Here is a 26,006-nt window from a genome sequence, read left to right on the forward strand (position 1 = left end):
TGGCACAATGTCCGACGTGACCCCCGAGGACGTTCGCCGCAGGCACTTCGGCACAGCACCGTTCGGGCACCACGGCTACCACCCCGCCCAGGTGGATGCCTTCTGCACGCGCATTGCCGACACCATGATCGGTCACGATCACCTCAGCGCCGCCGATATCCGGCTGGTCGAATTCGATCAGGCCCCGCGCGGGCATCGCGGCTACGACATCGACCAGGTCGACGAATTCCTGGATCGAGCCTGCATGCAGCTGGAGTTCGTGCGCCGCGGCTGCCATCGGGTGCCGACGGGCCGCGACAAGGATCGCCTCACCCACGACGACGTCCTGCGCGTCCAGTTCTCCGCTCCCCCGTTCGGCCTGACCGGTTATGCGGCAGAGGAAGTGGGTGCGTTCCTCGATCGCCTGGCCGCCACCCTCGCCCATGACGGGCCGAACGGCCTCACCGCAGAAGATGTGCGGGGCACGGCTTTTCACACCGCACCCGGTGGGACGGCGGCCTATCACCGCGAGGAGGTCGACGCCTTCCTCGATCTGGCGGCGCACCAGCTGGAGAAGGCCTCGCGCTGAATCCTGGAAACCTCGAACTATCGTTGGCGCGACCATCAATCTCAGAGTAGCGTTGGTCTTACCAACGTTTCTTGGAGGTTCCCATGACCCAGAATCCCGCGCCGCGGCCGAGCCTCGGCCGCGCACTCGGCGAAACCGCACACAAGATCAAGAAGTTGCACGACCGCGCGCTGGCGGACCAGAACACCGACTTCCCCACCTGGATGCTGTTCACGCTGCTGAATGAACAGGGCCCCGCGCTGCGCCTCAGCGCAGTGGTGGCCGAGCTGGATCAGCGCATGGATCTGCCTCGGTCACAGGTCATCAGCCTGCTGGAGCGAATCGCACCGACGGGCGACATCGTGTTCGACACCGCGGGCGCCACCGTGGAACTCACTGCCGCCGGCGCTGATCACTTCAAGCAGACATACACCCACGCAAGACAATTGACCGATGCCGCGCTCAGCGATATCGATCCGGACCTGGCCGAGGCCGCGATCACCATGCTGCTGCAGGCGGGCGAGCGCGCGAGCGCACTGCTGGAGGCATAGATCAAGGATCGCGGAAGGGGCGCTCATATCTCCCTTCCGCGCCCCGCGCGTATACATTTCATCCAGGTACGGCGAGGAGTCTGGCCGGCACGTCAACTCATCGATCGAGCTGGAGGCGCACCGTGCGCGGCATAAATCCCGAATGGGACCGGCGGCGGGATACGCTGCGCACGAATCTGTGGTTCGTTCCCACCATCGAAGTGCTGGCCGCGGTAGCGGTCTTCGTCCTCACCTACGGCCTGGACCGGGCAACGTTCCGGGGTGAGTTCGGGATTCCCTCCTGGGTGATCGGCGGGACGCCGGATGCCGCGCGGCAGGTGCTCACCGCGATCGCCGCCGCCATCATCACGGTGGTCGGCGTGGTCTTCTCGATCACGATCGTCGCGCTGACGCTGGCCTCGACGCAGTTCGGTCCACGCATGCTGCGCAACTTCATTCGCGATCGCGGCACCCAGGTGACGCTCGGAACCTTCGTGGCGACCTTCGTCTATACGGTCGCGACGCTGGTGGTGGTCGGTCCGGAGTTCGTGCCGCACATCAGCACCACGGTGGCGATCGCCTCGCTGGTGCTCGATCTGGTCGTGCTGATCTACTTCATCAATCACATTGCGCAGGAGATCCAGCTGCCCAGAGTGATCGCCGGGATCGCGCGGGACGTCTCGATCGCGGCGGCGGCGTACACCGACGGCACAGCCCAGGGCACGGGCATCGAGACCGGGCCCTCTGCCGCCGAATTGCTGGTGCTGATGGCCGAATCCGGCGGTCCGGTACGCACCGCCACCAGCGGCTATCTGCAGTACATCCGCTACGAGCAGCTGGTCAATATTGCCGAGAAGGCCGATGCGGTCATCCATTTGCCTTACCGCCCAGGACATTTCCTCACCGAGGGGCAGGTCATGGCCATGGTCTGGCCGGCTTCGGCGGCCGAGGTGGTGGCGGTCAAGCTCGATCGAGGCCACGTGGCCGGGCCGACACGCACTCTCACCCAGGATATTTCGTTCGGTATCGACCAACTGGTCGAGATCGCCCTGCGGGCGCTGTCTTTGGCGGTCAACGACACCTTCACCGTCATGACATGCATCGACTGGCTGGGCGACTGTCTGTCCCGGCTCGCGGTGTCCTGGGATCCCGCACCGGTGCGCCGCTGCCGCAGCGGGCAGATCCGGGTGATTGCCGAGCAGGTGAGTTATGAGCGCCTCGTGCAGCGGTCCTTCGAGAAGATTCGGCAGGCCGGAATCGGCATGCCCGCCATTATGATTCGCCAACTCGACGCGCTCACCCAGATCATGGATCGGACGAGCGCGCCGGAGCGGCAGCAGGTGCTGTTGGATCAGGCGGAGATGATCGAGCGGTCCGTGGCCGATTCGGTGCCGGAGCAGTCCGACCGCGACGATATTCTGCGTCGCTGCCAGGCCCTCCGCGAGCGCATCACCGCCTGAGCGCTCAGCCCTGGGTCTTCAATCCCTTTGTCGGATCGATGAATTCATTGGTGACCAGATCCTTCGCGGCCAAACCGTCGGGGACCTGCTGGCCTTGGCTGTGCAGGATCGGGGTGACGGCGGCGATCACGCGGTCGATACGGGCCGTGTCGAAATTTCCGAGGGTATTGCCGGGGCCATTGGCGATGATCTTGTCCGCCAATTGGACTTTGACGGAATCGGTATTGGCGGCCGCGGTCATGGGCGGGCCGTCGGGGATGGCCTGGGAGATTTTCAGTAAGGCCTGATTGGTGGGTTCGGGGTTGGCTGCGTAGTCGATCTGGGCCTGCTGCAGCATGGGGACGAGCTTCTGCAGGCAGGGGCGGAGCTTGTCGAGTTCACCGGTGCGCACCGACCACTGATGCGGGTAGATCTCGTAGCCGGACTGGGAGACCAGCAGGCTGCCGGTCGGCTTCTGCCAGCCCTTCACATCGTGTTCCCAGCGGTAGGGCTCATTGGAGACGTAGCCCTGCTGCATGACTCGGCCCTTCTCGGCGACGAAGCGGCTCGGAGTGCCGTCGTAGGAGGCGTCGAGCTGTTCCTTCTTCACATCGCCGTTGGCGATGAGGTAGTCCATATAGGGCTTGCCCTCGGAGTACAGGATCGGCGCGCCGCTGGCGGCCACGTCTTTCCACGAATTGATGTGGTACGTCGCGGGATCCCACATGATGACCTGCGGGTTGGTCTGCAGCGAGGCGAAGACGCCGGTGAGCGGGAGTTTGGCCTCGGCCCGCACCTGCTCGTCGGTGGGCACCAGACCCAGGGTGATGCTGGTGTCCTGATACATCTGGGCCGGCACCGGCTGCCCGCCGAGGAACGGACCGCCCAGGCGCACTTCGACATTCACGCCGGTGTCGCCGAGCGGGCCGACATATGCGCCCTTCTTGGCGTCGACGGTGCCATTGGGTCCGACCAGCTGGTAGGCGGCGGCGCGTTCGGGGGTCCCGTACCAATCCGTCTGGATCACCACGGTGGCCGGGCATACGCCGGCGAGGACACCCTGGCCGGTCGGTTTGGGCGACGAGGAGCTACCGCCGCAGGCCGCGAGCACAAGGCTGAGGCTGCCCGCGAGCGCGGCAGTGGCGAGGAGACGTTTCTTCACAAGCATTCCTAGGTTGTCACAGAGGGGTGGAAATCAGGCGCGCTTGCCGTGTGCGCGATCGACGCGGGCGGCGAGAAAGTCGAAGGCCCAGAACAGGATCAGGCCGACGAGGGAGGACAGCAGCAGGGCGGTGAGCAGTTCTTCGGTGGCCAGGCGCTGCCGGTAGACGTCGATCATGCGGCCGATGCCGGGATCGCCCTGGCGGAAGAAGAAGTCGGCGACAATGGATCCGATGATGGCCATGCCGGCGGAGATCTTGAAGCCGGTGATCATGGCCGGAAGTGCCGCGGGCAGTTGCAGTTTCAGCAGGCGCTGCCACCGGTTGGCCCCGTGCAGCGTGAACAGGTCGTGTTCGGCGGGCTGCACCGATTTCAGGCCGAACAGCGTATTGGTGATGACCGGGAACAGCGACACCATGACGCAGACGATGACGCGGCTGCTGAATTCGTAACCGAACCAGAAGCCGAAGAGCGGGACCACCGCCAGCACCGGAATCGTCTGCAGGATCACGGCATACGGGTACAGGGAGTATTCGGCCCAGCGGGCCTGGCTCATGATCACCGCGAAGGCGACGCCCAGCACAATGGCGATGACGAGGCCGGTGAGCGCGATCTGCACGGTGGCGCCCAGCGCCGAGAGGATCTCGGTGCGGGTCGCGGCATTCAGCAGGCCCTTGGACAGCACCGACTCCGGCGGGGGCAGCAGGAACCGGGAATCCGCGGCGAGCACGAAGTGGCTGACCACCGTCCAGGCGGAGATGACGAGGACGAAGACGGTGACCGGGGCAATGATGCGCACCGGGGCAATCGCGAAGGGCCACCGCAGTTTTCGGCGATTACGCGGCCCCGGGGTGCGCAGCCCCGCGCCTGCGAGAGTCTTGGTCCCGCCACTCATCGGCGCGGCCTCGACGGGTTCGGCGGAGTTCTCGCCCGCCATGACCGCGGCGACAAGCGTTGCGGCAGTGGCGGAGCGGGCGGTGGCGGCGGTCATGCGGCGGCCCTCCCGGTCGGGGTGATGTCGGTGCGTTCGGCGTCGTGCAGCGCCGCCGAGACGGTGGCGGCGATGGCCCCGAACTCGGGGGTATAGCGCAGCTCCGGTACGCGCGGGAAGTCCAGCGGCACCGGGATATCCGCCGACACCCGCCCAGGGCGACCGGTCAGCACGACGACCCGGGTGGACATGAATACCGCCTCGGCCACGGAGTGGGTGACAAAGACGCCTGTGAAGCCCGAGCGCCGGTACAGGCCGCTCACCTCTTCGTTCAGTCGCTGCCGGGTGATCTCGTCGAGTGCGCCGAAGGGTTCGTCGAAGAGGAACAGTTCCGGTGCGACGGTGAGCGCGCGAGCGATCGAGGTCCGCATGCGCATACCGCCGGAAAGCTGTGCGGGCTTGTGGTTTTCGAAGCCCGACAGCCCCACTCGTTCGATGGCGTCCCGGGCCGCGGCGCGGCGGGTGGCCTTGTCGACGCCCGAGAGTTCGGCGGGGAGTTCGACATTGCGCAGTACCGAGCGCCACGGCAGCAGGGTCGCCTCCTGGAAGACGTACCCCAGCTTGCTGGTGGCCGCCGCCACGGTGCCCGCGGTGGGCTTGTCGAATCCGGCGGCCAGGCGCAGCAGGGTCGATTTGCCGCAGCCGGAGGGTCCGACCAGGGAGACGAATTCGCCTGGGCGAATGTCGATATCGATGCCGTCGAGCGCGTGCGTGCCGTTCTCGAAGACCAGCGAGACGTTCTGGAAGGACAATGCCGGGACGGTGGCGGCCGGGCGGGTGTATACGTTGCCGTCGTCGGCGGCATCCGTCTCACCGGCCCGGCCCTGGCCGGTAATGGCTTGTGAAGCGGTGGTGCTCATGCTTCACAGTTCTATCGGTGGCTCATTGCCGTTCGCGGTCTACATGATTACGCCACTGTTTCGTATACGATCAGTTCTCGACGAGAACGCCATTACGCGCGACGATCCGGCCGCGCTTGAGCACCAGCGTGCGTGCCGCCACGGAAACCACAGCGGCGGCGGGCGTTTCAGCGCTGACGGTGCAGAGATCGGCAGCCGCTCCCCCGATCAACCCGTAGTCGGTGAGACCGAGAACTTGTGCGCCACCGTAGGTTCCGGCGGCGAGTGCCAGTTCGATCTCCGGGTCGGACACCAGACGGTCACGGAAGGCGACGGTCATAATGCGGCGCAGCATGTCCCCGTCGCCGTACGGGGTCCACAGATCGCGAATGCCGTCATTGCCGAGCGCCAGGGTCGCACCCACCTCGTGCATGAGCCGCACCGGCACCACCGGGGCATCCCCGACCGCGCAGGTGACCATCGACACTCCCGCCTCGGCAAGGCCTTCCGCAATGCGCCGCTGTTCGCCCGGTGCCAGCTCCCCCATGGCGTAGGCGTGGCTGATGGTGACGCGACCGGCCAGCCCCGTGGCCCGGGTGCGTTCGATGATCAGGTCGTACTGCCAGGCGCCCAGGGCGGCGCGGTCATGCAGGTGGATATCGATACGCGCGCCGTACTTCTCGGCGAGGCCGAAGATCAGATCGAGCTGGCCGTTGGCATTGCGGTCGTATCCGGCCGGGTCCAGGCCGCCGATCACCTCGACGCCGTCGGCGAGGGCGGCCTCCAGAAGTTTGTCGGTGCCGGGACGGGTCAGCAGGCCACCTTGGGGGAAGGCGACCAGCTGAACGTCCACTCGACCCGAATACCGTTCGGCCGCGGCGCGCACGGCGTCCACCCCGCGCAACCCGACCTCCGGGTCGATATCGATATGACTGCGCACGTGGGCGGTACCGCCGGAGATCATGGCTCCCAGCAGGTTCGCCGCGTAATCGGCACTGGGCAGACCGAGTTCGTCGCGCCGGCCTTCGCCGTTCGCGATGCGACCCTGCAGGGTCAGGCCACCACTATTGGGCACCCAGGGGCCGCCGTACATGGTCTTGTCGAGGTGACAGTGGGAGTCGACCAGGCCAGGCAGAACCAGCGCGCCCGCCAGATCGATGGTTTCCGTGGCGGTTTCGGTGAGATTCGGGCCGATCTTGGCGATCCGGCCGTCGCTGATCGCGATATCGGCGGTTTCCAAAGGCTGACCGGGAATCCAGGGGCGGCCGCCGCGAAGCAATAGATCGTTCATCGATGTTCCTCTTCCGACCAGACAGATATGCAACACATCGTATACAAACTGCCCTGACCCAGCGCGCTGAAGATCGCGGTGGGGCAATGCGGCTCACACCCGGCCGCACCCGCCTGCGGTCACACAGGCGGACAACCGCTTTCATGCAGTACATTTGCGCCAATCGATCCGGCAGCACCACGATGGATCGTATGCAAATGCCCCTTTCCCCGTTTCGTTTGTGAGGCCGCAGTGAGCAGCACCGTCCGGCGCATGACGCCGCAGCAGCTGTGCCGCGCGATTCGCGACGACATCATCAGCGGGGTGTTCACCCCGGGCCAGCGCCTCACCGAGGAGTCGCTCGCCGAGAGTTACGGTGTCTCGCGCGTGCCGGTGCGGGAAGCGTTGCGCACCTTGGAGGCCGAGGGTTTCGCCTCGTCACGGCCCTACGCCGGAGTTTTCGTCGCGGAATTGACCGAGGAGGAGGCGGCGGATCTGCTGGAGATCCGCGCCCGCCTGGAACCGCTGTGCGCCTCCCGCGCGGCCGTGCGCCGCACGCCCGAACAGCTCGGGCGCCTCAAGGAACTCACCGTGCTGGGCCAGGATGCCGTGCGCGCCGGTCGACTGGAAGAACTGACCCGCCTCAACAGCCGCTTCCACGAGGTGCTCGCCGAGGCGTCCGGCAGCACCCTGCTCGAACAGCTGATCACCCAGCTGAGCTGGAAGATCGCATGGGTCTACGCCGTCGAACTGCCACGCCGGGCCAGTGACTCCTGGCATGAGCACGAGGAGATCTGCGCCGCACTGGAGGCCGGTGATCCCGACCGCGCCGCGCAGGTGGTCGCCGACCATATCGCGCAGGCGGCGTACGCCTATCGGCTGCGCCAGCTGCCCTAGGCCATCGGAAGTCCTTGCCCGGCAAGGTGGCTCGTAACATCAGCGCAGCAATTCCCGCCTTCGGACGAAACACGCCGGTCGTATACAAACGGTGACACTCTCGTTCAGGAGGCACCAATGGCGGATCTCGTGCTGCGCAATGCCCGCATCGACGACAATATCGAGCCGGTGGATATCGTCATTGCCGACGGCCGCATCACCGATATCGGCCACCGACTGCCCGTGCGGGCTCGCGACGAAATCGATTGCGCCGGTCGCGTGGTCATTCCCGGCCTCATCGAATCCCATGTGCATTTGGACAAGGCGCTCCTGGACGCGGAACGGCCGAACCCCGACGGCACCCTGGCCGGGGCCATCGCGGTCACCGCCGAACTCAAGCGCGGTTTCACCGTCGATTCGATCCGCGACCGTGCCCGCCGCGTCCTGGATATGGCAATCGCCCATGGCACCACCGTTATTCGCGCACATCCCGACGTCGATCCCATTGTCGGGCTGCGTGGTGTGCAAGCCCTGCTCGAGCTGCGCGACGAATACCGAGACCGCATCGATCTCCAGATCGTCGCGTTCCCGCAAGAGGGCATCCTGCAAGCTCCCGGCACCCTCGACCTGCTCCGCGAAAGCCTGCACCTCGGCGCCGACGTCATAGGCGGCTGCGCCTACAACGAACCCACCGTCGCCGAATGCCGCCGCCACATAGACCTGGTCTTCGACCTCGCCGCCGAATTCGATGTCCCCGTGGACATGCATGCCGACTTCGCCGACGATGCCACCGATCCGCGCTTCGCCATGGCCGACTACATCGCCGACGTCACCGACCGTACCGGCATGTCCGGCCGAGTCACCCTGGGCCACATGACATCCCTGGCCGGACAGGAACCCTCCCGCCGACACCACACCCTCGCCCGCCTCGCCGCCGCCGGTGTCGCGGTAGTTCCGCTCCCCGCCACCGATATGCATCTGGGCGGCCGCACCGACACCACCAATGTCCGCCGCGGCATCGCCCCGCTCCGCGAACTCTGGGCGGCAGGCATCACCACCGCGTACTCCTCCAACAACATTCGCAATGCCTTCACCCCCTACGGCAATGCCGACCTCCTCGACATCGGCCTGTTCCTCGCCCAGACCTGCCACCTCTCCGGCGCCGAAGACCTGACCCGAGTCCTCGCCATGGCTACCACCGAGGCCGCTCGCGTGATTGGGATCGCGGGCGACTACGGCCTACGCCCCGGTGCACCCGCGGACCTGGTCGTCCTCTCCACCCACCGGGTGGCCGACGCTCTCCTGGACCGCCCTGATCGCAACTACGTGCTGAAGGCAGGCCGAATAGTCGCCCGCACCAGCAGAATTCGGGATGGAATCGACACGCACCAACCGTTCACTGCCGGGTTTGCCATCGCCAAGCGATCTCTCGAATTCGCCGATACACCGATGGATGCGTCGAATTGATCTCCACGAACAAGTCGAGCGCGCGGATCACCAGCGAGCCCGATTCGACGATTTCCACCGGCATCCAGTCGTACTTTCGGCGGTGCGCGAGGTATGCCCGCCATCCTGCCCCGTATCCGACGTCCACGACCACCTGATCGGCGGCGAATTCGCTGCGGCGGGAGATGGCGAGCTGAGCGAATCGCTGCACCCCCGCCGACCCGAGCAGCACGATCGCGGCAACCGAACCGAGCAATTGCCACGTCAGCACGCTCAATCCGATCAGAACGCCCAGCTGTCCCGCGGCCACCGCGCCTGTCTGGAGCACGTGGGCCGAACGCGAGGTAACCAGACGGGCGAACCTCGTGACCGCAGCCAAAGGCAATCGCAGGGGTATGGCATACCAGTGGGCCAATCGCCACCACCAGACACCGCCGCTGCCCAGGAGGTGGCCGATTTCATGAGCCAGCAGGCCCCGCAACTGCTCAGGCGGGAGTTCGGGCACCGCGGCTGCCGAGAGGACGACCATGCCGCCAGGTAGAGCGCCACCCGTCGGCCCCTCGCCCTGCCGCACCCACAGCGAAAACGCGGAGTCTCCGAGCCCCAGTGCGCACATCGTCTCGTGCCACGCAGGATTCAACACCTCAGACTCCGCGGCATTCGGCCGGCGCGGCACGTAATCGGCGATCTGCTCCTCTGATCGAGGGAAGGCCAGTAGCAGCAGGGTCGCGGAGACGAGCCATACAACCAGCAGTACCACGGCCAGCCAATCCCCGACGAGGGCGCCAAGACGTGCGAGCAGCAGTCCGATCAGCACGGGCACCGGCCACGAAACGATCAGCATCAGGGCCGATGTCAGCAAACGCCGCCTGCGCAATTGCGACCGATAGGCAGCACGATATTCGGAGTCCGCGGATTCGAGCCGTGGAGCGAACATAGACGGTACCGATACTGAGAAGGGAGCTGAATATTCAAGATACACAGCAGAAATCGCGCATCCTCGCCCCGAATTCCATGGTCCCCGAAGAGCTACGAGCGATTCGGCAACAGGGCAACCCTCATGCGTACAGACAGGCGCCGATGCGTCCGTCCGGGCGTACCAGTAGTGCGGTGGTGCCGGACAGGCCGAACTCCCGCCGAAGCTGTTCTGGCAATTGCTTTCCCGACAGAAGTGTAGGGCCTGGACCGATCAGGTCGAAGGTGGAGTGACCGTCGGCCAGCCAAGCATGCGGCAGCCGGGCTCCGACCGCTGCCGAGGGCCGGTAGCCGCTGGAGTTCAGCGGGCCTGCGGGATCGCCGTAGCCGGTGGTGAGCAGCACAGCCGCCGCCGACCCCAGAAGTACTGCACCCCCCGCTGCGCCACCCGTACCCGCGTCGCCACCCACCGTGAACGCAAGTCCTGAAGTCCATCGCGGCAGGCCACACGCCAGCTACACCCAAAACCCAGCCCGCGCCGAGTGGGCTCTGACGGTGGACAACTGCGGCGTGTCGCCACCATGAGAGCCCACTCGGCGTCGCGGGTGGGGGTGGGCGCGCGAATGGCGCCTTTGGGGAGGCGGGGGCCGCGGGTCGGGAGAGTCGGGGGGTGGGATTTCGGACGACGTCGACGACGGGTGACTCGCTGTCGACCGGCGGTCGGTCAGTGTGGTTGGGGGAGATGGGATAAGGCAATGATGTGGGCTTGGCGGATCAGGGTGTGGTCGGTGTCCGGAGCCCCGAGGAGGCAGAGGCCTACGGGGAGGCCGTCGATCGGGCGAGTGGGGAAGGTGACTGCGGGGAGGCCTGCGAGGGAGGCCAGGCAGGTCAGGTGGAGGGTCCTGGTTCGGCCTGCCTCCAAGGTGATGGCGGGTGCTGCGCGTGGGGGTGGGAGGGTTGCTGTGGTGGGGAGTAGGAGAGTTCGGCCGGTCAGTGCGCTTCGCAGGTGGTCAGCTGCGGCGGCCACCACTGCGCGAGCGCGGTCCGCGGCGGTATCGGAGATGGTAGCGGCGTAGGCGAAGCGTTGGGCCACTTCGGGTTCCAAGGCGTTGGGGTGGGTGGTGATCCAGTTCCCGTAGGTGGTCCAGGCTTCGTGCGCCTGCACCATACGGAAGGCGGTGAACCAGGCGTCGAGGTCGGCATCCAGGTCCAGGTCGGTGGCACTCAGCGCATTGGCGGCGGAGAGTGTACGGCTCGCCAGGTCGCCGTCTGCGACGACGCACAGCGAGGGATCGACGACGAGCCGCGGCGAGGTCGAGTCGGGGTCCGGTAGCAGGCAATCAGCCACGGCGGCAAGTGTTTCCGGGTCGCGTGCTATCCAGCCGACGGTGTCGAAGGAAGGGGCCAGTGGGACGAGACCTTCGGTGGAGATACGGCCGTGAGTGGCGCGGATGCCCCAGAGGCCCTGGTAGGCGGCGGGAACTCGGATGGAGCCTGCGGTATCGGTGCCGAGGCCGATGGTGACCTCACCTCGCGCCACAGCCACCGCCGAACCACTGGAGGAACCACCCGGAATACGTTCGGGCGCTGCCGGATTCACCGGCATGCCGTAGCGGCCGTTGGATCCGGTGATGCTGTAGGCGAATTCGTCGGTGTGCGCTATGCCGGTGATGTCGGCACCGGCCGACAGCAGAGTCGAAACGGCGGCGGCGTGGTCGGGCTGCGGTTCACCGAGATAGTCGGGTACGCCTGCGCCGAGGGCGAATCCGGCCACGGCGTAGAGGTCTTTCACCGCCACGGCGTGACCGGACAGCGGGCCCGGCGCGGTGGCCGCGACCAGGGGCGCGCCCAGTACGCGCCAGACGCCGTCACCGCTCCCCCGCACCTCGGGGTCTTCCTCCACTACGCACGCCCCAGAATGCGGCGCGCCAGGTCGGTGGTCGCATGGTGCGCGAAGTCGGCCACCCTGATCTCGCCGTGCACGCCGCGCACCTGGTCCACGGCCTGCGAGATATTGAAATCCGTCGCGGCACTGAGGTAGAGGTAGGCCTGCTGCGGGTCGGCGTCGAACAGGGACACCACCATTTCGACGGCATTGCGGACGCAAACCTCGAGCGCCCGATTCAGGTCGGGGTCCAGGCCGGTGGGGATGACGAAGCCGTGGGCGGCGGCGAACGGGCCGATGGAACGGCTGAGGCCTGCTGTCACCTCGGCGGCGGGGACCAGGTCCACGGTGAGGCGGGCCCGCAGCGGTGCTTCCAGTGCGGTCAGCGCGACCTCGCCATTGCCCTGCGCGAAATGCGGGTCGCCGATGTAGAAGAGCGCGTCCTCGACCTGCACGGGCAGAAAGAGTGTCGCCCCGGGCGTGAGGCGGCGGATATCGATATTGCCGCCGTGCTGACCGGGCGGCACCGAGGAGATGTGCGAGTCGGTATCGGTGGCCACACCGATGAGCCCGAGGAACGGGTTGATCGGGAACTCCGCACGGTGGGGCCGGTCGGGGTGAATCGGCATGGCACCGAACCACTCTCCGTCGCGCGCCGCGACGCTGCAGAACTGGCCGTAGTCACCGTCGAAGCCGAGACGATGCGCGAGCACACCGCGATTGTGCCGGGTGGAGACGACGCCGTAGGGCGCGCGCATGGCCAGGTCATCGATGCGAATGGCGAGCAGGTCGCCGGGCTGGGCGCCGGTGACAGCGATCGGCCCGGTGACAATATGCGGTCCGGCGAGGGAGTCGCGCTTGCGGGCGGCGGCGACTTCGACTGTGTCGGTCAGGATATGACCGGTCTCAACCCCGTGCCTGCCGAAATAGGCGACCGGGTCCGACCCCTGATCCTCGAGAATGCCCTCATGGCTGATGGTGTCGATGAGTACTGTCTGCCCGGGGTCGACGGTGGCGATGGGTTTGTCGCCGATACAGGGGATGCGCCCCCACAACACCTTCGGCGGCTCGGCCGGGATGTAAAGGTCCGCACCGGCGATCCCCTCGCCCTGTTGCAGCACCGGAAACGCGGGGACGAACTCCTGCACGATCGACGTCACGCTCATACCTTCCATACCCGACCGCAATTGGTCGGACCATCCGATATGCCGACCATAAGACAGGCGAACGACCGAAGACGCTATTCGAAACCTAACGTAACCAATGGTTTACAGCCACGAAATGGCAACCATACGAACGGATTTAGAGTTGAGTCGGTGACCACTTCGATACCACCGCTGAGCCGCCGCTCCCGCAGTGTGAGCGCGGAGGTCGCGGCGCACCTGGAGGGCCTGATCATCAGCGGTGAGCTGTGCGCGGGCGACAAACTGCCGCCGGAGCGCGAACTCGCCGCCAGTATGAACATCTCCCGCTCATCCCTCCGGCAGGCCATGTTCGAACTGGAATCGAAAAAGCTCATCGAGCGCCGTCAGGGACGTGGCAGCACCGTCACCGAGATGCCGCGCGGGGCAGCGGAATTGGCTGGCAGTCTCGCCGAAGCCGATATCGAACTCGGCTACGCCAGCGAGCTCCGAGATCTCGTCGAGCCACGAATCGCTCAGCTGGCCGCACTGCGCGCCGTGGAGTCGAATCTGCTCTCGCTGGAGTCCGTCCTCACACAAAGCCACGAAACCCTCTCCGCCGCCGAATCACTGCGCCTGGATATCGAGTTCCACACCCTGCTGGCACACGCCGCGCAAAACCCCCTGCTGGTGACCCTGTGCACCATGACCACCGACTGGACCCGCCGCACCCGAACCCTCTCGCACCGCACCAAACTCGGCCGGCGCACGTCCCTGCGCGGCCACCAACTGATCTACGACGCCGTCGCCCGTCGCGACGGCGCCGCCGCAGCAGCAGCCATGGAACTGCACCTGCACGAGGTGCGCGACCTCAGCCTCCCCCGGGCCGCGCGGTAAGCGCGCAGCGCAGCACTCGAACTGCTGCGCTGCAGCAGGTCAGGGCGGCGTGGTCTCACCCGGACTCCGGAATGCGTGGCCCGATCGCCCAGCGCACGATGCGAGTGGCTATGCGCACAATGTCGTCGACACCGATGAACGGCCGCGGAGCTCCTGCTATCCGAGCGGATTGCCACGGCCGGCTCAGCGTGAGTCGAAGATCGCGCCGGGCACGAAACCGACTGCGGGAAGTCAGGATCCGGCGAGGGCGACGGCGCGGAAGGTTCGGCGGTAGGCCAGTGGGGCGACGCCGATGGCCTCGTGCAGGTGCTGGCGCAGGGAGGCTCCGGTGGCGAAACCTACTTCGGCGGCAATGCGATCCACCGGCAGCTCGGTGGTTTCCAGGAGTTCGCGGGCGCGGAACACTCGCTGTTGAATCAGCCAGCGGCCCGGGCTCATGCCGACCTCGTCGCGAAAACGGCGGGCGAAGGTGCGGCCGCTCATGCGTGCCTGGCCCGCGAGATCGGCCATGGTCAGGGGTTCGTGCAGGTTCTCCAGCGCCCACTGCCGGGCGGGGGCGGTGCCCGGGGAGGCGAGCGGGGGCATCGGTTGTTCGATGAACTGGGCTTGACCGCCCTCCCGCCACGGCGGCACCACACAGCGGCGAGCGACCATATTGGCGACCTCGCTGCCGTGATCGCGGCGAATGATGTGCAGGCACAGGTCGACTCCGGCGGTCGCACCCGCCGAGGTGAGGACGTTGCCGTCATCGACGTACAGGACATTCGGGTCCACACGGACGCGGGGGAAGCGGCGCTGGAATTCGTCGCTGAAGTTCCAGTGCGTGGTCGCGGGGCGATCGTTCAGCAGGCCCGCGGCAGCCACCACAATCGCGCCGGTGCAGATGGAAACCAGCCTGGCCTGCGGTGGAATACGGGCAAGAGCATCCGAAACCTGCTGCGGCAGTCCGTCCTTCAGGATCGACAGCACATCACACGGCGGAATGACCACGGTATCTGCGGTCTCCAGGATGCTCGCATCGTGGGCGACGGCAATGTCGAAATCGGAATTGCTGCGCACCGGCCGGCCGTCGACCGAACAGGTCAGCACCTCATAGCGCCCGTCGGCGGTGCCGAACACCCGATAGGGGATGCCGAGTTCGAACGGATACACCCCGTTCAAGGCCAGCACGACCACCCGGCGTGGCGGGATTGCCTGCATCTCCATGGCACGATCCTATCGAATAATGGCGATCGTGCCATTTCCCGGGGCGGCAGACGACGGCAAGCTGGGTGACATGAGCGAGCAGAGCATCAGCATTCCCGAGACCATGCGTGCCATCAGCCAGGATGTGCTGGGCGGACCGGAGGTACTGCACGAGGTGGAACGCCCGGTGCCGCAGCCCGGTCCCAGCGAAATCCTGGTGCGGGTGCGCGCCACCGCGCTCAATCCCACCGACTGGGGTCACCGCAGCCGGACCGGGCTGTTTCTTCCGGAACCGCCGTTTGTGCTCGGCTGGGATGTGTCCGGCGAGGTGGTGGCGATCGGCGTCGGCGTCACCCTGTTCGAGCCCGGCGACGAGGTCTTCGGCATGCTGCCCTATCCGCACGGACACGGAGCCGCAGCGGAATACGTCACCGGTCCCGCCCGCGCATTCGCCCGGAAGCCCGCCGGTCTCAGCCACATTCAGGCCGCCGCCATCCCGCTGGCCGCGCTCACCGCATGGCAGGTGCTGGTGGATACCGCCGATCTGCAAGCGGGACAGCGTGTCCTGATCCACGCCGCCGCCGGTGGAGTCGGCCACTTCGCCGTGCAGATCGCCAAAGCCCGCGGCGCGTACGTGATCGGGACCGCCAGTTCCGCCAATCACGACTTCCTGCGCAGCCTCGGCGCGGACGAGGTGATCGACTATCGCACCACCGATGTGGCGGAGGCCGTCCGGAACGTCGACGTCATTCTCGATCCGATCGATGCCGACCACGCCATCGAATCACTGAAGTCCCTGAGCCCCAATGGAATCCTGGTATCCATCCGCGCCCGCGAAGCTGAGGTGCTGATCGCGGCTGCCCGGGAGCGCGGCGTGCGCGCGGCCGTATTGCTGGTCGAAGCCGATCACGCCGGCATGACCGCCCTCGCGGACCTCGCCGCCTCCGGTGCCCTGCGCCCCACGATCGCAGGCGTCTTCCCGCTCGCCGACGCCGCCAAGGCGCACGCCCTCGGCGAAACCGGCCGCACCGCCGGCAAACTAGTCCTCACCGTCGACTGAACTCGCATTGGGCGGTTGATCACCAGGAACTGGTGGCGGCATCAGTCGAGAACAGCCCGCCACCAGTTCCTGGTGATCATGAAAGCTCGCCTATGCGGAGTCGAACAGGCCCGGATGTGATTCGCGGGCACGGACTTCGATGGAACCGAAGACCAGGTCGGGGGGCGGCACCAGACCCAGGTGCTCCCACGCTGCGGCTGTCGCGACCCGGCCGCGCGGGGTGCGGGCCACCAAACCCGCACGGACGAGGAAGGGTTCGCAGACTTCCTCGACGGTGGCGGACTCCTCCCCCACCGCGACGGCCAGGGTCGAGACGCCTACCGGGCCACCGTTGAAGCTGCGGATGAGTGCCGTGAGTACGGCGCGGTCGAGACGGTCCAAGCCGAGCACATCCACGTCGTAGACGGCAAGTGCGGCCTGCGCGAGCTTCCGGGTCACAATGCCGTCGAACTTCACCTCGGCGTAGTCGCGGACGCGGCGCAACAGGCGGTTGGCGATACGCGGCGTGCCACGGGAGCGGCCGGCGATCTCGGTCGCGGCGTCGATCTCCAGCTGCACACCCAGAATGCGTGCCGACCGGACCAGAATCTGTTGCAGCTCAGCGGGTTCGTAGAAATCCATATGCCCGGTGAAGCCGAAGCGGTCACGCAGCGGGCCGGTCAGCGCACCGGAGCGGGTGGTCGCACCGACCAGGGTGAAGGGTGCGATATCCAGCGGGATCGAGGTCGCGCCCGGACCCTTGCCGACCACCACATCGACGCGGAAATCCTCCATGGCCAGGTACAGCATTTCCTCGGCGGGCCGGGCGATGCGGTGAATCTCGTCGATGAACAGCACATCGCCCTCGACGAGATTGCTGAGCATGGCGGCCAGATCACCGGCCCGTTCGAGCGCGGGACCGGAGGTGAGGCGCAGCGCGGAACCCAGTTCGCCCGCGATGATCATGGCCATACTCGTCTTGCCGAGTCCGGGCGGACCCGAGAGCAGCACGTGATCCGGTGTGCCGCCTCGCTGTTTCGCCCCGCGCAACACCAGCGCGAGCTGTTCGCGCACGCGCGGCTGGCCGATGAAATCGTCCAGGGATTTCGGGCGCAGGCTGGCCTCGATCTCCCCATCGGAGGTGAGATAGCTTGCGCTGACGGCGGATTCGTCGGAATCGGCCGAGTCGGCGTCGAAGTCGGGTTCGTCGATCATGATCGCCTAACGGTTCTTGCCCAGCAGCCCCAGCGCCGCCCGCAACGCCTGTGAGGTACCCAGGTCGGGATCGTGAACCAGGACCGCCTCCACCGCGGGTTCGGCCTGCTTCACCGGGAAGCCGAGGCCGATCAGCGCCTCCACCACCTGCTCGCGTACCGGGGTGATCATGGCGGCGGGTCCGGATCCGGGCGGACCGGACTGCACCGGAACAAGATCCACCTTGTCGCGCAATTCCACGACCATGCGCTCGGCGCCACGCTTGCCGATACCGGGCACGCGGGTCAGGGCGGCAACATTGGATTCCGCGAGCGCCTTGCGCAGCGCTTCGGGTTCGAGCACCGCGAGCACCGCCATGGCGATCTTGGGGCCGACGCCGGACACGGTCAGCAGGAGCCCGAACAGCTCCCGCGACTCGGTGTCGGAGAACCCGAACAGCGTCATGGAATCCTCGCGCACGATCATGGTCGTGTAGAGGCGGGCATCCTCGCCGCGGGTGAGCGTGGATAGTGTGATGGGAGTGGCATTGAGCCGATACCCGACGCCGGCGGCCTCCAGGACCACATGGTCGAGCCCGATCTCGAGCACCTCACCGCGTACCGACGCGATCACCCGGACACCGCCTTCCGTTGCTGGGCAAGCCGTTCCTCGTACATGCGCCGCTGCGCGGCCGCCATGGCCTCTGCCTTCGCCATACGATCGATCATCGGCGCGCGCCAACAATGGCAGATGGCCAGTGCGAGCGCGTCGGCAGCGTCGGCCGGTTTCGGCGCGACCGCCAGCCCGAGGATACGGGTCACCATGGCGGTTACCTGTGCCTTGTCCGCCGAACCGTTTCCGGTGACAGCTGCCTTCACCTGACTGGGAGTGTGGAAGTGCACGGGGATCCCGCGCCGCGCCGCCGCGAGTGCGATGACGCCACCCGCCTGCGCGGTGCCCATGGCCGTCCGCACATTGTTCTGCGAGAACACCCGCTCGATCGCCACGGCTTCGGGCTTGTACTTGTCCATCCACAGCTCAGCGGCATCGGCGACACCCATGAGCCGCTGCGCCAGATCCATATCCGGCGGCGTGCGCACCACATCGACCTGAATGGCCTTGACCGTCCGCCCCGAACCACCCTCGACCATGCTGAGCCCGCACCGGGTAAGCCCGGGGTCGACGCCCATCACCCGCACGAAAGCCCCTCTCACCGCAGACGAACAACTGTTCGAGAGTCTAACGGAACAGCGGAGATTCCCCGCCCATCGACACGGGCACGCCGCTCACGGACAGGACGGCTGCACACCCAGCAGCGTCGGATCCTTGGCCCGCTTCCCCCACTCCTGCGCCGGATTCGCCACCAGCCGCCGGGTACGTAGATCCATCAGCCCACTCACATGACTGACGGTCGCGGAGAGCTCCCCATCAGCCCGAATCAGGTTGTGCTCAACGCGGTACGTCTTCCCCTCACCCCACATCCAAGAGCACGACACCTCTACCGAATCCCCCGCCCGCAACTCCCTGTGGTACTTGATCACCGTCTCCAAATTCACCGGACCCAACCCCTCAGCCAGCAACTCCGCCACCGAAATCCCCGCAGCCTGAACACATTCGAACCGTGAATGATCAGCAAACTGCTGATACGCAGCCCCCGTCACATGCAACTGCGGATCCAGATCAGACACCCTGACCTCGATCCGAATCCGGAACGGCTCATACGTATTCGTCACAACCCCACCCTTGCAGACCCCACCGACAAGAACGCGCTGCTCAGATTCCTTGCGCAAGAAAGGCCTGGTAGGCGTCCTCGGTGAACAAAACGAATCGCACTTCACGCACGGCGGTGTCGGTTCCGCGGACGGTCTCGACCGCAAGCCGAGCCCCATCGTCGATGGGCCACCCGAAGATCCCCGTGGAGATCGCCGGAAACGCGACCGTCCGCGCCCCCAATTCATCTGCCACACGCAGCGATTCCCGATAGCACGACACCAACAATTCGGACCGATCCGCACTCTCCGACCACACCGGCCCCACCGTATGAATCACCCATCGCGCCGGCAGCCGCCCCGCCGTGGTGGCCACCGCCTGCCCGGTCCCCAACCCACGCCCGTAGTGCGAAGCCCGCAAGGCCCGGCACGCAGCAAGAATCTCGGGCCCGCCTTTGCGATGAATAGCCCCGTCCACACCCCCACCGCCCAGCAGTGACGAATTCGCCGCATTCACCACCGCATCCACATCCTGCCCAGTGATGTCCCCCCGAACCGCAACCAATTCGACCATGCCCGCATTCTCGCACCGGACGACACAGCAGGAGGTGGCAGGATGAGTCTGCCGGAGTGTTCTCAGGGGGTTGAATATGAAGCGGCACATCGAGTTCGAACGACTGCACAACTTCCGGGATCTGGGTGGCTACCGGACCGGCGACGGGCGGATGGTCGCGTGGGGACGGTTGTATCGATCCGACTCGCTGGGAAAGCTACGCGACCAAAACTGGAATCACTTCCTCGACCTGAATATTCGCACGGTCATAGATCTGCGGTATCCGTGGGAGATCGAGGCCAAGAGTTCGGTTCCCGAGCCGGAACGATCGAGAAGCTGAAAGTCCGGCTGGTCACCGATGCGTAGTGACCAGCCACAAACAGTCAGGTCACCCGGCGGAGCCGGTGCGGGGGCCGAGTTTTTGGTCGTTGTCGACTGTTGCGGTTCGGTAGTCGATGGTGAGGGGATAGGTGGAGTCCCAGGTGCCGGGGTCTTGGACCTGGTTGTTCTGCCAGGTGCCGTCCGGCTGCATTGTCGACTCCGAGTGGGAGGTGCCGGGCTGGTAGTTACTTGGGCAGGAGATGGGGACCTGCTCGGTAGCGCGGCGGCCTACGTAGGCCGAGAAGTCGTGGGCGCCACCGCCGATCGAGCAGGTCACCTGGCCGGTGACGTAGTAGATGTCGTCGGTGTCGTTGCGGCAGGTGTAGTCGCTGCACGAGACGCCGGAGGCCAGATCTTTCGCGGCGGCTTGCGGGGCGAGTACCGCTACTGCGGCGGAGGTCAGGGCGGCGATGCCGAGAGCTACGGTCAACGGTTGCGCCATGCGTATGTCAACTCCTTCGTCAGCCCGACCTGAAAACCACTGTACCGATACGAAAATCGAAGGCCGCCCCCAAAAATGGGGGCGGCCTTCGAGTACCGGGAGGGGGGCGAACTCAGTCGTCGAGTTCGGCGAGGACCTCATCGGAGATGTCCACGTTGGTGTAGACGTTCTGGACATCATCGCTGTCTTCGAGAGCGTCGATCAGCTTGAAGACCTTGCGGGCGGTGTCGGCGTCGACCGAAACCGACATCGACGGCTGGAAGCCCGAGTCGGCCGAGTCGTAGTCGAAACCGGCCTGCTGCAGCGCGGTACGGACCGCGATCAGATCGCTCGGATCGGAAATGACCTCGAAGGACTCGCCCAGATCGTTGACCTCTTCGGCGCCGGCATCGAGCACCGCCATGAGCACATCGTCCTCGGAGTGGTTGTGCTTCTCCAGGGTGACCAGGCCCTTGCGGTGGAACAGGTACGACACCGAACCCGGGTCTGCCATATTGCCGCCGTTGCGGGTCATCGCCAAGCGCACTTCACCGGCAGCGCGGTTGCGATTATCGGTGAGGCACTCGATCAGCACGGCAACACCATTGGGGCCGTAGCCCTCGTACATGATGGTCTGCCAGTCGGCGCCGCCGGCTTCTTCGCCACCGCCGCGCTTGCGAGCGCGCTCGATATTGTCATTGGGCACCGACGACTTCTTCGCCTTGATAATGGCGTCGTACAACGTCGGATTGCCGTCCGGGTCACTACCACCGGTGCGGGCCGCCACCTCGATGTTCTTGATCAATTTCGCGAAGAGCTTGCCGCGCTTCGCGTCGATCCCGGCCTTCTTGTGCTTGGTGGTGGCCCATTTGGAGTGGCCGCTCATTCCCTACTTCCTCTTTTCAGGGGGCAGGAGCCCACAGATGGACAGCGCCCCAGTCTACTGATCTTGTGCAGCCGGGTTACACCCCGATGCGCGGGCGCACCACGGTGTCGACGAACAGCCGGTGCACCCGCAGGTCGCCGGTCACCTCCGGGTGGAAGGACGTGGCCAGCACATTGCCCTGCCGCACCGCGACGATGGTGCCCGCGGCGGGTCCGGAGGGCACGCGCGCCAGCACCTCGACATTGTCGCCCGCCCGCTCCACCCATGGGGCACGAATGAAAACCGCGCGTACCGGGCCGTCATCCAGGCCGCGGAATTCCAGATCGGTTTCGAAGGAATCCACCTGACGACCGAAGGCATTGCGCCGCACCGTCATATCGATGGCGTTCAGCGTATGCATGTCCGGGCGGGTGTCTAGCACCTCGGAGGCCAGCAGGATCATGCCCGCGCAAGACCCGTAGGCGGGCAGGCCGTCACGCAGTCGTTTGCGCAGCGGCTCCAGCAGGTCGAAGACCTCCAGCAGTTTGCTGATGGTGGTCGACTCGCCACCGGGCAGCACCAATCCGTCGACGGCATCGAGTTCGGATTCGCGGCGCACGGCCACCGGCTCGGCGCCGCACGCTGCCAGCGCGTGCATATGCTCGCGCACGTCGCCCTGCAGGGCCAGCACACCAATCGTCGGAGTCACGCCGTCGAGCATACGTTCGGGTGCTGATGTGGCCCTGCTCACCCAGGGTGTGAAGGTTTCGTTAGGACGGGTGTCCAGGTGTCGATCGAGGTGAACACTCCGCGATGTGACTGATGTGTTACGAGAAACCACACCCGGCCCGCGCGGTGGGGTTGACGCTCCGCCGCCGAAGCACGGGCTGACTGTTTCGACCGGGTTGGCCGGCCTTTCGCTGGATGCCATGGCGTCGGTCGCCTACGGCCCCGAGGCGATCGTGCTGGTGCTGGCCGCCGCAGGCTCGGCCGGGCTGGGATACACGCTGCCGGTGACCCTGGCCATCGTGGTCCTGCTGACCGTTCTCATCGCCTCCTACCGGCAGGTCATCGCGGCCTTCCCGAATGGCGGCGGCGCGTACGCGGTGGCCAAGGAACGGCTCGGACGTCGCACCAGTCTGGTCGCCGCGGCCTCACTGATCGTCGACTATGTGCTAAATGTCGCGGTCTCCATCGCGGCCGGTGTGGCCGCACTGACGTCCGCGTTCCCCGAGCTGCTGCCGTACACAATGTGGGTCTGCCTGGCGGTGCTGGTGGGCATCACGGCGCTGAACCTGTACGGCATCCGGGAGAGCGCGCGGGCCTTCATGGCCCCGACCGCCGTCTTCGTCATCGGCATCTTCGCGGTGATCATCGCGGGACTGCTGCGGTCGGACCCGGCGAGCGTCTCGAGCGGCGCCGCCGTGGCGACCGATGCCAAGACCATCGGAGTCCTGCTGCTGCTCAAGGCATTCTCCAGCGGTTGCGCGGCACTCACCGGCGTCGAAGCCATCGCGAACGCGGTACCGAGCTTCGCGCAGCCCCGAGTCAAGCGGGCCCAGCGCGCCGAGGTGGCCCTGGGCCTGCTGCTCGGCCTCATGCTGATCGGCCTGGCCACCCTGATCGGGAAGTTCTCGATCCACCCGATCGACGGCACCACCGTCCTGTCACAACTGACCGAAGCCGCCCTCGGCCACGGAATCGCCTACTACGTCGTGCAATTCGCGACGGTGCTGCTGCTGGCGCTGGCCGCCAACACCTCCTACGGCGGGCTGCCGACGCTCACCAAGATCCTCGCCGACGACAATTGCCTGCCGCACCGTTTCGCGGTGACCTCCCCGCGCCAGGTGTACCGATTCGGCGTACTGGCACTGGGCATTTCGTCCGCGGTGCTGCTGGCGGCCTCCGAGGGCAATATGAACGCGCTGGTGCCGCTGTTCGCCATCGGCGTCTTCGTCGGCTTCACCATCGCCCAGGTCGGCATGGTCCGGCACTGGCTCGCCACACGCAGCGACGGCTGGCAATGGCGTACGGCCCTCAATGGTTTCGGCGCGGTCCTCACTTTCGTCGCCGCGATCGTCACCACCTCCATGAAATTCACCGAGGGCGCCTGGCTGATCGTGCTGGTGCTTCCGCTGCTGGTGATGGTCATGGAACGAATTCGCAAGATCTACGGCCGAATCGACGGCTGCCGCGGCGCCGGCTGCGTCCCGGAAACACCCCGCCCGACCGAGACCGCCATCGTGGTCCCCGTCTCCGAGGTATCCGAGCTGAGCCGCGAAGCCCTCTCCGCCGCAATGTCATTGGGCCGCGATGTGATCGCCGTCCACGTCTGCATGCACGACGAGAACATCACCGTCTTCACCAAGGAGTGGGAAGCGTGGCATCCCGATGTGCGCCTGGTACTCCTCGAAGACGGCGACGCCACGGTCGGCGGGCCGGTGGCCCGGTATGTCCGCGACCATTTCGAAGGCCGCCGCAAGGTCGTAGTAATCGCCGAGGTCGAACCCCCCGCAGGCTGGAACCACGTCCTGCCCAGCCACCGCAGTGATGAGCTGGAGCGAGTCCTGCGCAAGATGCCGGACACCGTGGTCTGCCACCTGCGCGTGCAAACGGCCTAACCGAGGCTGCGGCACCCCAGCACATTCGGCCACGAGCTCGAACTGCCGGTGGTGCCGAAAAGTAAGGCCCTGACCAGCATCTCGCTGGCAGGGCCTTCCACGCCAGAGATCCCATCGGCTTTGATCGCAACGCACTATTCTGCCGATTGCCGGATGGTCCGTGCGTCAGATATCCCTGGTTCAGGGCAGCAGTCGCCCGGTCACTGCGGAGCAACGTCATCCCGAGGACGTCACCGGGCCCGGAGACCGTCGAGGATGAGCGAGACGACCGCCGCGGAGTCCGTATCGATCTCGGGGGAGTGCCATTCCGCAGCGTGTGTCGGGTCATGAAAGCGGCTCGTCGCATTCAGGACGGCTCGTGCGATCACTTCCGGCTCGCCGGCGGCGAAGTCGCCGGTGCCGACACCGTCGATGATGATGTCCCGGAGCTGGGCGACCAGGAAGCCGACATGGTCGGAGGACACGGTGCTGTGCTCGGCCGCCAGCACTCGGAAGGTGGCGAACAGCTCCGGATCCTCCCTGGCCTTCGCCCATTTGATGGCGAACATGGTGGTGAGCAGTGCTCGCAACCGCTCGGCTGATGGCAGTTCGGAATTGTCCGCCGCAGCGGTGAGTTCGTTCCGCACCCGGTCGAGCCAGCGCCGGATCACGGCCTCGCGGAGCGCGGCCTTGGACGCGAAGTGCCGGTACACGCTGCCGTGGCTCACACCCAACTGCCGTGCGACGTCGAGCACCGTCGTCTTGTCCGGACCGTGACGGCGCAGGATCTCCTCGGTGGCCGACACGATCGTCTCCGCGTCGAGCGGCTCCCCGCGCATCGGGCCTCCTTGTCGGCTGGTCAGGTCATCGGCCACGCGAACCTATGTCGCCACCGAGCCGGCGGTCAAACAGTGTCACGTGACTGACAACTATTGAAATCTGTCAGTCATTCTATATACAGTGACTTCATCGCTCAACCATCGACCGAGGAGACTCGTCATCAACACCTCCACCGCTTCCATTGCCGGTCGCTCCGTGTCCCGGATCGGCTCGGCCTCGTGAAGGCCGTCGTCTACCGCAACAACGGTGGTCCCGACGTTCTCCAGCTGGTCGATCGCGAACCGCCCGTGCCCGCTCCCGGTGAGGTCCGCGTCCGAGTGGCAGTGTCCGGGGTCAACCCCACCGATTGGCAGGCCCGCGCCGCCCAGGCCATGGCGTTCCCGGAGATCACGCCGCACCTGGACGGTGCCGGTGTGATCGACGCCGTCGGCGCGGGGATCGATCAGAGCAGGGTCGGCCAGCGGGTGTGGCTGTTCATGGCCGCCGCGGGCCGGGCCACCGGCACCGCTGCGGAGTTCACCATGGTGCCGGCCGGGCAGGCCGTGCCGCTACCGGACGATGCGGGTTTCGACGTCGGCGCCGCACTCGGCGTTCCCGCGCTCACCGCGCACCGCACGCTCACCGTCGCCGAGGATGGGCCGCGTCGGCTCCGGCCCGGCGCACTGGCGGACAAGGTGGTACTCGCCGCGGGCGGGGCCGGGGCGGTCGGGCACGCGGTGATTCAACTGGCCCGCTGGTCCGGTGCCACCGTGATCAGCACAGTCAGCAGCCCGGAGAAGGCCCTGCTGGCCACCGCCGCCGGCGCCCACCACGTCGTCAATTACCGCGAGAGCGACCCTGCCGCCGAGATCCGCGCGATCGCCCCGGAAGGCGTAGACATCGTCGCTGAGGTGGCGCTCGGCGCGAACCTCACACTGGACCTGGCCGTGCTGCGGCCGCGCGGCACGATCTCGACCTACGCCAACGACGGTGGTCACCCGGTCGAATTGAATGTGCTGCAGCACATGGTGCGCAACACCCGCATGCAGTTCATAGTGCTCTACACCGCCGGTCCTGACGTCCGTGCCGCGGCCGTCTCGGACGTCGCCGCCGCCGTCCGAGACGGCGCACTGCCGGTCGGAGAGGAGCACGGCCTGCCACTGGTCCGCTTTCCGCTCCGCCACACCGCGGATGCCCACCGGGCAGTCGAGGCCGGCACGGTAGGCAAGGTCCTGATCGACGTCATGTCGTGACGGTCCTCCGGCCGCTCATTACGCAGGCCAGTGCCAGCGTCCTTCACCCAGGCGGACGCTCTGCCACTGG

The 26,006-nt window shown here is 66.4% G+C and carries 28 protein-coding genes; 11 read left to right on the top strand and 17 right to left on the bottom strand.

The features are described from left to right. Positions 1-7: 7 nt before the first annotated feature. The 3 genes from JWN03_RS28945 to JWN03_RS28955 all read left to right on the top strand — a co-directional run bounded on the left by JWN03_RS28945 (position 8) and on the right by JWN03_RS28955 (position 2,537). On the top strand, positions 8-568 hold the full coding sequence (locus JWN03_RS28945) for a DivIVA domain-containing protein (RefSeq protein WP_297621695.1): 561 nt from the start codon (positions 8-10) through the stop codon (positions 566-568). An 83-nt stretch (positions 569-651) separates the two neighbouring features. Then, positions 652-1,098, top strand: coding sequence for a hypothetical protein (locus JWN03_RS28950; RefSeq protein WP_297621696.1), 447 nt, complete (start codon positions 652-654; stop codon positions 1,096-1,098). A 122-nt stretch (positions 1,099-1,220) separates the two neighbouring features. Continuing rightward, the gene (locus tag JWN03_RS28955; RefSeq protein ID WP_297621697.1) at positions 1,221-2,537 is read left to right on the top strand and encodes a DUF2254 domain-containing protein; all 1,317 of its coding nucleotides are present in this window, start codon (positions 1,221-1,223) and stop codon (positions 2,535-2,537) included. 4 nt (positions 2,538-2,541) lie between these two features. On the opposite strand, the gene JWN03_RS28960 is transcribed toward JWN03_RS28955, so the two are convergent. From JWN03_RS28960 to JWN03_RS28975, 4 genes are all read right to left on the bottom strand, one after another. Next, positions 2,542-3,678 carry an ABC transporter substrate-binding protein gene (locus tag JWN03_RS28960; protein ID WP_297621698.1) on the bottom strand — a complete coding sequence of 379 codons (1,137 nt, stop codon included), beginning with the start codon at positions 3,676-3,678 and terminating at the stop codon, positions 2,542-2,544. Between the two features lie 33 nt (positions 3,679-3,711). Next, on the bottom strand, positions 3,712-4,668 hold the full coding sequence (locus JWN03_RS28965; RefSeq protein WP_297621699.1) for an ABC transporter permease: 957 nt from the start codon (positions 4,666-4,668) through the stop codon (positions 3,712-3,714). Further along, the gene (locus JWN03_RS28970) at positions 4,665-5,528 is read right to left on the bottom strand and encodes an ABC transporter ATP-binding protein (RefSeq protein ID WP_297621701.1); all 864 of its coding nucleotides are present in this window, start codon (positions 5,526-5,528) and stop codon (positions 4,665-4,667) included. The genes JWN03_RS28965 and JWN03_RS28970 overlap by 4 nt, the downstream gene beginning before the upstream one ends. A gap of 70 nt (positions 5,529-5,598) precedes the next feature. Next, the gene (locus JWN03_RS28975; RefSeq protein WP_297621703.1) at positions 5,599-6,798 is read right to left on the bottom strand and encodes an amidohydrolase; all 1,200 of its coding nucleotides are present in this window, start codon (positions 6,796-6,798) and stop codon (positions 5,599-5,601) included. A gap of 231 nt (positions 6,799-7,029) precedes the next feature. On the opposite strand from JWN03_RS28975, the gene JWN03_RS28980 reads away from it, so the two are divergent. Both JWN03_RS28980 and JWN03_RS28985 read left to right on the top strand, forming a co-directional pair. Then, positions 7,030-7,674 carry a GntR family transcriptional regulator gene (locus tag JWN03_RS28980; RefSeq protein WP_297621705.1) on the top strand — a complete coding sequence of 215 codons (645 nt, stop codon included), beginning with the start codon at positions 7,030-7,032 and terminating at the stop codon, positions 7,672-7,674. Between the two features lie 117 nt (positions 7,675-7,791). Continuing rightward, positions 7,792-9,120 (top strand): amidohydrolase family protein, encoded by a 1,329-nt coding sequence (locus JWN03_RS28985; protein ID WP_297621707.1) that lies wholly within the window; start codon positions 7,792-7,794, stop codon positions 9,118-9,120. Here the strand turns inward: JWN03_RS28985 and JWN03_RS28990 are convergent. Then, entirely contained in the window at positions 9,050-9,943 is an 894-nt protein-coding gene (locus JWN03_RS28990; protein WP_297621709.1) for a M48 family metalloprotease, read from the bottom strand. The two genes, JWN03_RS28985 and JWN03_RS28990, sit on opposite strands and share 71 nt — an antisense overlap. A gap of 382 nt (positions 9,944-10,325) precedes the next feature. Here JWN03_RS28990 and JWN03_RS45585 point away from each other — a divergent pair, with 382 nt between their 5' ends. Then, the gene (locus tag JWN03_RS45585) at positions 10,326-10,502 is read left to right on the top strand and encodes a hypothetical protein (protein ID WP_366914492.1); all 177 of its coding nucleotides are present in this window, start codon (positions 10,326-10,328) and stop codon (positions 10,500-10,502) included. Between the two features lie 236 nt (positions 10,503-10,738). Here the strand turns inward: JWN03_RS45585 and JWN03_RS29000 are convergent, their stop codons facing one another. After that, positions 10,739-11,917 carry an amidase family protein gene (locus JWN03_RS29000; protein ID WP_297621713.1) on the bottom strand — a complete coding sequence of 393 codons (1,179 nt, stop codon included), beginning with the start codon at positions 11,915-11,917 and terminating at the stop codon, positions 10,739-10,741. Then, a complete protein-coding gene (locus tag JWN03_RS29005; protein WP_297621715.1) occupies positions 11,917-13,059 on the bottom strand; it encodes an acetamidase/formamidase family protein in 1,143 nt (380 codons plus the stop codon). Before JWN03_RS29005 ends, JWN03_RS29000 begins: the two co-directional genes overlap by 1 nt. A 156-nt stretch (positions 13,060-13,215) precedes the next feature. Here JWN03_RS29005 and JWN03_RS29010 point away from each other — a divergent pair, with 156 nt between their 5' ends. Next, positions 13,216-13,917, top strand: coding sequence for a FadR/GntR family transcriptional regulator (locus JWN03_RS29010; protein WP_297621717.1), 702 nt, complete (start codon positions 13,216-13,218; stop codon positions 13,915-13,917). Positions 13,918-14,148: 231 nt separating this feature from the next. Here the strand turns inward: JWN03_RS29010 and JWN03_RS29015 are convergent, their stop codons facing one another. Then, entirely contained in the window at positions 14,149-15,123 is a 975-nt protein-coding gene (locus JWN03_RS29015; protein WP_297621719.1) for a GlxA family transcriptional regulator, read from the bottom strand. A gap of 28 nt (positions 15,124-15,151) precedes the next feature. Between JWN03_RS29015 and JWN03_RS29020 the strand changes: the two genes are divergently transcribed. Beyond that, positions 15,152-16,162, top strand: coding sequence for an NADP-dependent oxidoreductase (locus JWN03_RS29020; protein WP_441343074.1), 1,011 nt, complete (start codon positions 15,152-15,154; stop codon positions 16,160-16,162). A gap of 90 nt (positions 16,163-16,252) precedes the next feature. Here the strand turns inward: JWN03_RS29020 and ruvB are convergent, their stop codons facing one another. From ruvB to JWN03_RS29045, 5 genes are all read right to left on the bottom strand, one after another. Then, entirely contained in the window at positions 16,253-17,356 is a 1,104-nt protein-coding gene (gene ruvB / locus JWN03_RS29025; protein WP_297621721.1) for a Holliday junction branch migration DNA helicase RuvB, read from the bottom strand. A 6-nt stretch (positions 17,357-17,362) separates the two neighbouring features. Then, positions 17,363-17,968 (bottom strand): Holliday junction branch migration protein RuvA, encoded by a 606-nt coding sequence (gene ruvA, locus JWN03_RS29030; protein WP_297621722.1) that lies wholly within the window; start codon positions 17,966-17,968, stop codon positions 17,363-17,365. Further along, positions 17,965-18,534, bottom strand: coding sequence for a crossover junction endodeoxyribonuclease RuvC (gene ruvC, locus JWN03_RS29035; protein ID WP_297621723.1), 570 nt, complete (start codon positions 18,532-18,534; stop codon positions 17,965-17,967). Before ruvC ends, ruvA begins: the two co-directional genes overlap by 4 nt. Positions 18,535-18,621: 87 nt before the next feature. Beyond that, positions 18,622-19,068: an acyl-CoA thioesterase gene (locus JWN03_RS29040; RefSeq protein ID WP_297621724.1), complete on the bottom strand. Its 447-nt coding sequence runs from the start codon at positions 19,066-19,068 to the stop codon at positions 18,622-18,624. Between the two features lie 40 nt (positions 19,069-19,108). Continuing rightward, entirely contained in the window at positions 19,109-19,618 is a 510-nt protein-coding gene (locus tag JWN03_RS29045; protein ID WP_297621725.1) for an O-acetyl-ADP-ribose deacetylase, read from the bottom strand. Between the two features lie 76 nt (positions 19,619-19,694). Between JWN03_RS29045 and JWN03_RS29050 the strand changes: the two genes are divergently transcribed. Next, entirely contained in the window at positions 19,695-19,937 is a 243-nt protein-coding gene (locus JWN03_RS29050; protein ID WP_297621726.1) for a tyrosine-protein phosphatase, read from the top strand. A 48-nt stretch (positions 19,938-19,985) separates the two neighbouring features. On the opposite strand, the gene JWN03_RS29055 is transcribed toward JWN03_RS29050, so the two are convergent. From JWN03_RS29055 to pdxT, 3 genes are all read right to left on the bottom strand, one after another. Continuing rightward, positions 19,986-20,420 carry a hypothetical protein gene (locus JWN03_RS29055; RefSeq protein ID WP_297621727.1) on the bottom strand — a complete coding sequence of 145 codons (435 nt, stop codon included), beginning with the start codon at positions 20,418-20,420 and terminating at the stop codon, positions 19,986-19,988. A 112-nt stretch (positions 20,421-20,532) separates the two neighbouring features. Further along, complete coding sequence (locus tag JWN03_RS29060; RefSeq protein WP_297621728.1) at positions 20,533-21,285, bottom strand: YebC/PmpR family DNA-binding transcriptional regulator; 753 nt, start codon at positions 21,283-21,285, stop codon at positions 20,533-20,535. Between the two features lie 76 nt (positions 21,286-21,361). Continuing rightward, positions 21,362-21,985 carry a pyridoxal 5'-phosphate synthase glutaminase subunit PdxT gene (gene pdxT / locus JWN03_RS29065; RefSeq protein ID WP_297621784.1) on the bottom strand — a complete coding sequence of 208 codons (624 nt, stop codon included), beginning with the start codon at positions 21,983-21,985 and terminating at the stop codon, positions 21,362-21,364. A gap of 208 nt (positions 21,986-22,193) precedes the next feature. Between pdxT and JWN03_RS29070 the strand changes: the two genes are divergently transcribed. Next, on the top strand, positions 22,194-23,885 hold the full coding sequence (locus tag JWN03_RS29070; RefSeq protein WP_297621786.1) for an APC family permease: 1,692 nt from the start codon (positions 22,194-22,196) through the stop codon (positions 23,883-23,885). Positions 23,886-24,115: 230 nt separating this feature from the next. Here JWN03_RS29070 and JWN03_RS29075 read toward each other — a convergent pair whose 3' ends face one another. Then, positions 24,116-24,703, bottom strand: coding sequence for a TetR family transcriptional regulator (locus tag JWN03_RS29075; protein ID WP_297621729.1), 588 nt, complete (start codon positions 24,701-24,703; stop codon positions 24,116-24,118). 219 nt (positions 24,704-24,922) lie between these two features. Here JWN03_RS29075 and JWN03_RS29080 point away from each other — a divergent pair, with 219 nt between their 5' ends. Beyond that, positions 24,923-25,936 carry an NADPH:quinone reductase gene (locus JWN03_RS29080; RefSeq protein ID WP_297621730.1) on the top strand — a complete coding sequence of 338 codons (1,014 nt, stop codon included), beginning with the start codon at positions 24,923-24,925 and terminating at the stop codon, positions 25,934-25,936. Positions 25,937-26,006: the final 70 nt, after the last annotated feature.

It is taken from the genome of Nocardia sp. (assembly GCF_025465275.1).
In the GTDB taxonomy this organism is placed as follows: Bacteria; Actinomycetota; Actinomycetes; order Mycobacteriales; family Mycobacteriaceae; genus Nocardia.

Coding starts and splice junctions, on each gene's coding strand:
- JWN03_RS28945 (WP_297621695.1), top strand. CDS start 8: ATGTCCGACGTGACCCCCGAGGACGTTCGCCGCAGGCACTTCGGCACA.
- JWN03_RS28950 (WP_297621696.1), top strand. CDS start 652: ATGACCCAGAATCCCGCGCCGCGGCCGAGCCTCGGCCGCGCACTCGGC.
- JWN03_RS28965 (WP_297621699.1), bottom strand. CDS start 4,668: ATGACCGCCGCCACCGCCCGCTCCGCCACTGCCGCAACGCTTGTCGCC.
- JWN03_RS28970 (WP_297621701.1), bottom strand. CDS start 5,528: ATGAGCACCACCGCTTCACAAGCCATTACCGGCCAGGGCCGGGCCGGT.
- JWN03_RS28975 (WP_297621703.1), bottom strand. CDS start 6,798: ATGAACGATCTATTGCTTCGCGGCGGCCGCCCCTGGATTCCCGGTCAG.
- JWN03_RS28985 (WP_297621707.1), top strand. CDS start 7,792: ATGGCGGATCTCGTGCTGCGCAATGCCCGCATCGACGACAATATCGAG.
- JWN03_RS28990 (WP_297621709.1), bottom strand. CDS start 9,943: ATGCTGATCGTTTCGTGGCCGGTGCCCGTGCTGATCGGACTGCTGCTC.
- JWN03_RS45585 (WP_366914492.1), top strand. CDS start 10,326: ATGCGGCAGCCGGGCTCCGACCGCTGCCGAGGGCCGGTAGCCGCTGGA.
- JWN03_RS29015 (WP_297621719.1), bottom strand. CDS start 15,123: ATGGAGATGCAGGCAATCCCGCCACGCCGGGTGGTCGTGCTGGCCTTG.
- ruvB (WP_297621721.1), bottom strand. CDS start 17,356: ATGATCGACGAACCCGACTTCGACGCCGACTCGGCCGATTCCGACGAA.
- JWN03_RS29045 (WP_297621725.1), bottom strand. CDS start 19,618: ATGGTCGAATTGGTTGCGGTTCGGGGGGACATCACTGGGCAGGATGTG.
- JWN03_RS29050 (WP_297621726.1), top strand. CDS start 19,695: ATGAAGCGGCACATCGAGTTCGAACGACTGCACAACTTCCGGGATCTG.
- JWN03_RS29055 (WP_297621727.1), bottom strand. CDS start 20,420: ATGGCGCAACCGTTGACCGTAGCTCTCGGCATCGCCGCCCTGACCTCC.
- JWN03_RS29060 (WP_297621728.1), bottom strand. CDS start 21,285: ATGAGCGGCCACTCCAAATGGGCCACCACCAAGCACAAGAAGGCCGGG.
- pdxT (WP_297621784.1), bottom strand. CDS start 21,985: ATGCTCGACGGCGTGACTCCGACGATTGGTGTGCTGGCCCTGCAGGGC.
- JWN03_RS29070 (WP_297621786.1), top strand. CDS start 22,194: ATGGCGTCGGTCGCCTACGGCCCCGAGGCGATCGTGCTGGTGCTGGCC.
- JWN03_RS29075 (WP_297621729.1), bottom strand. CDS start 24,703: ATGCGCGGGGAGCCGCTCGACGCGGAGACGATCGTGTCGGCCACCGAG.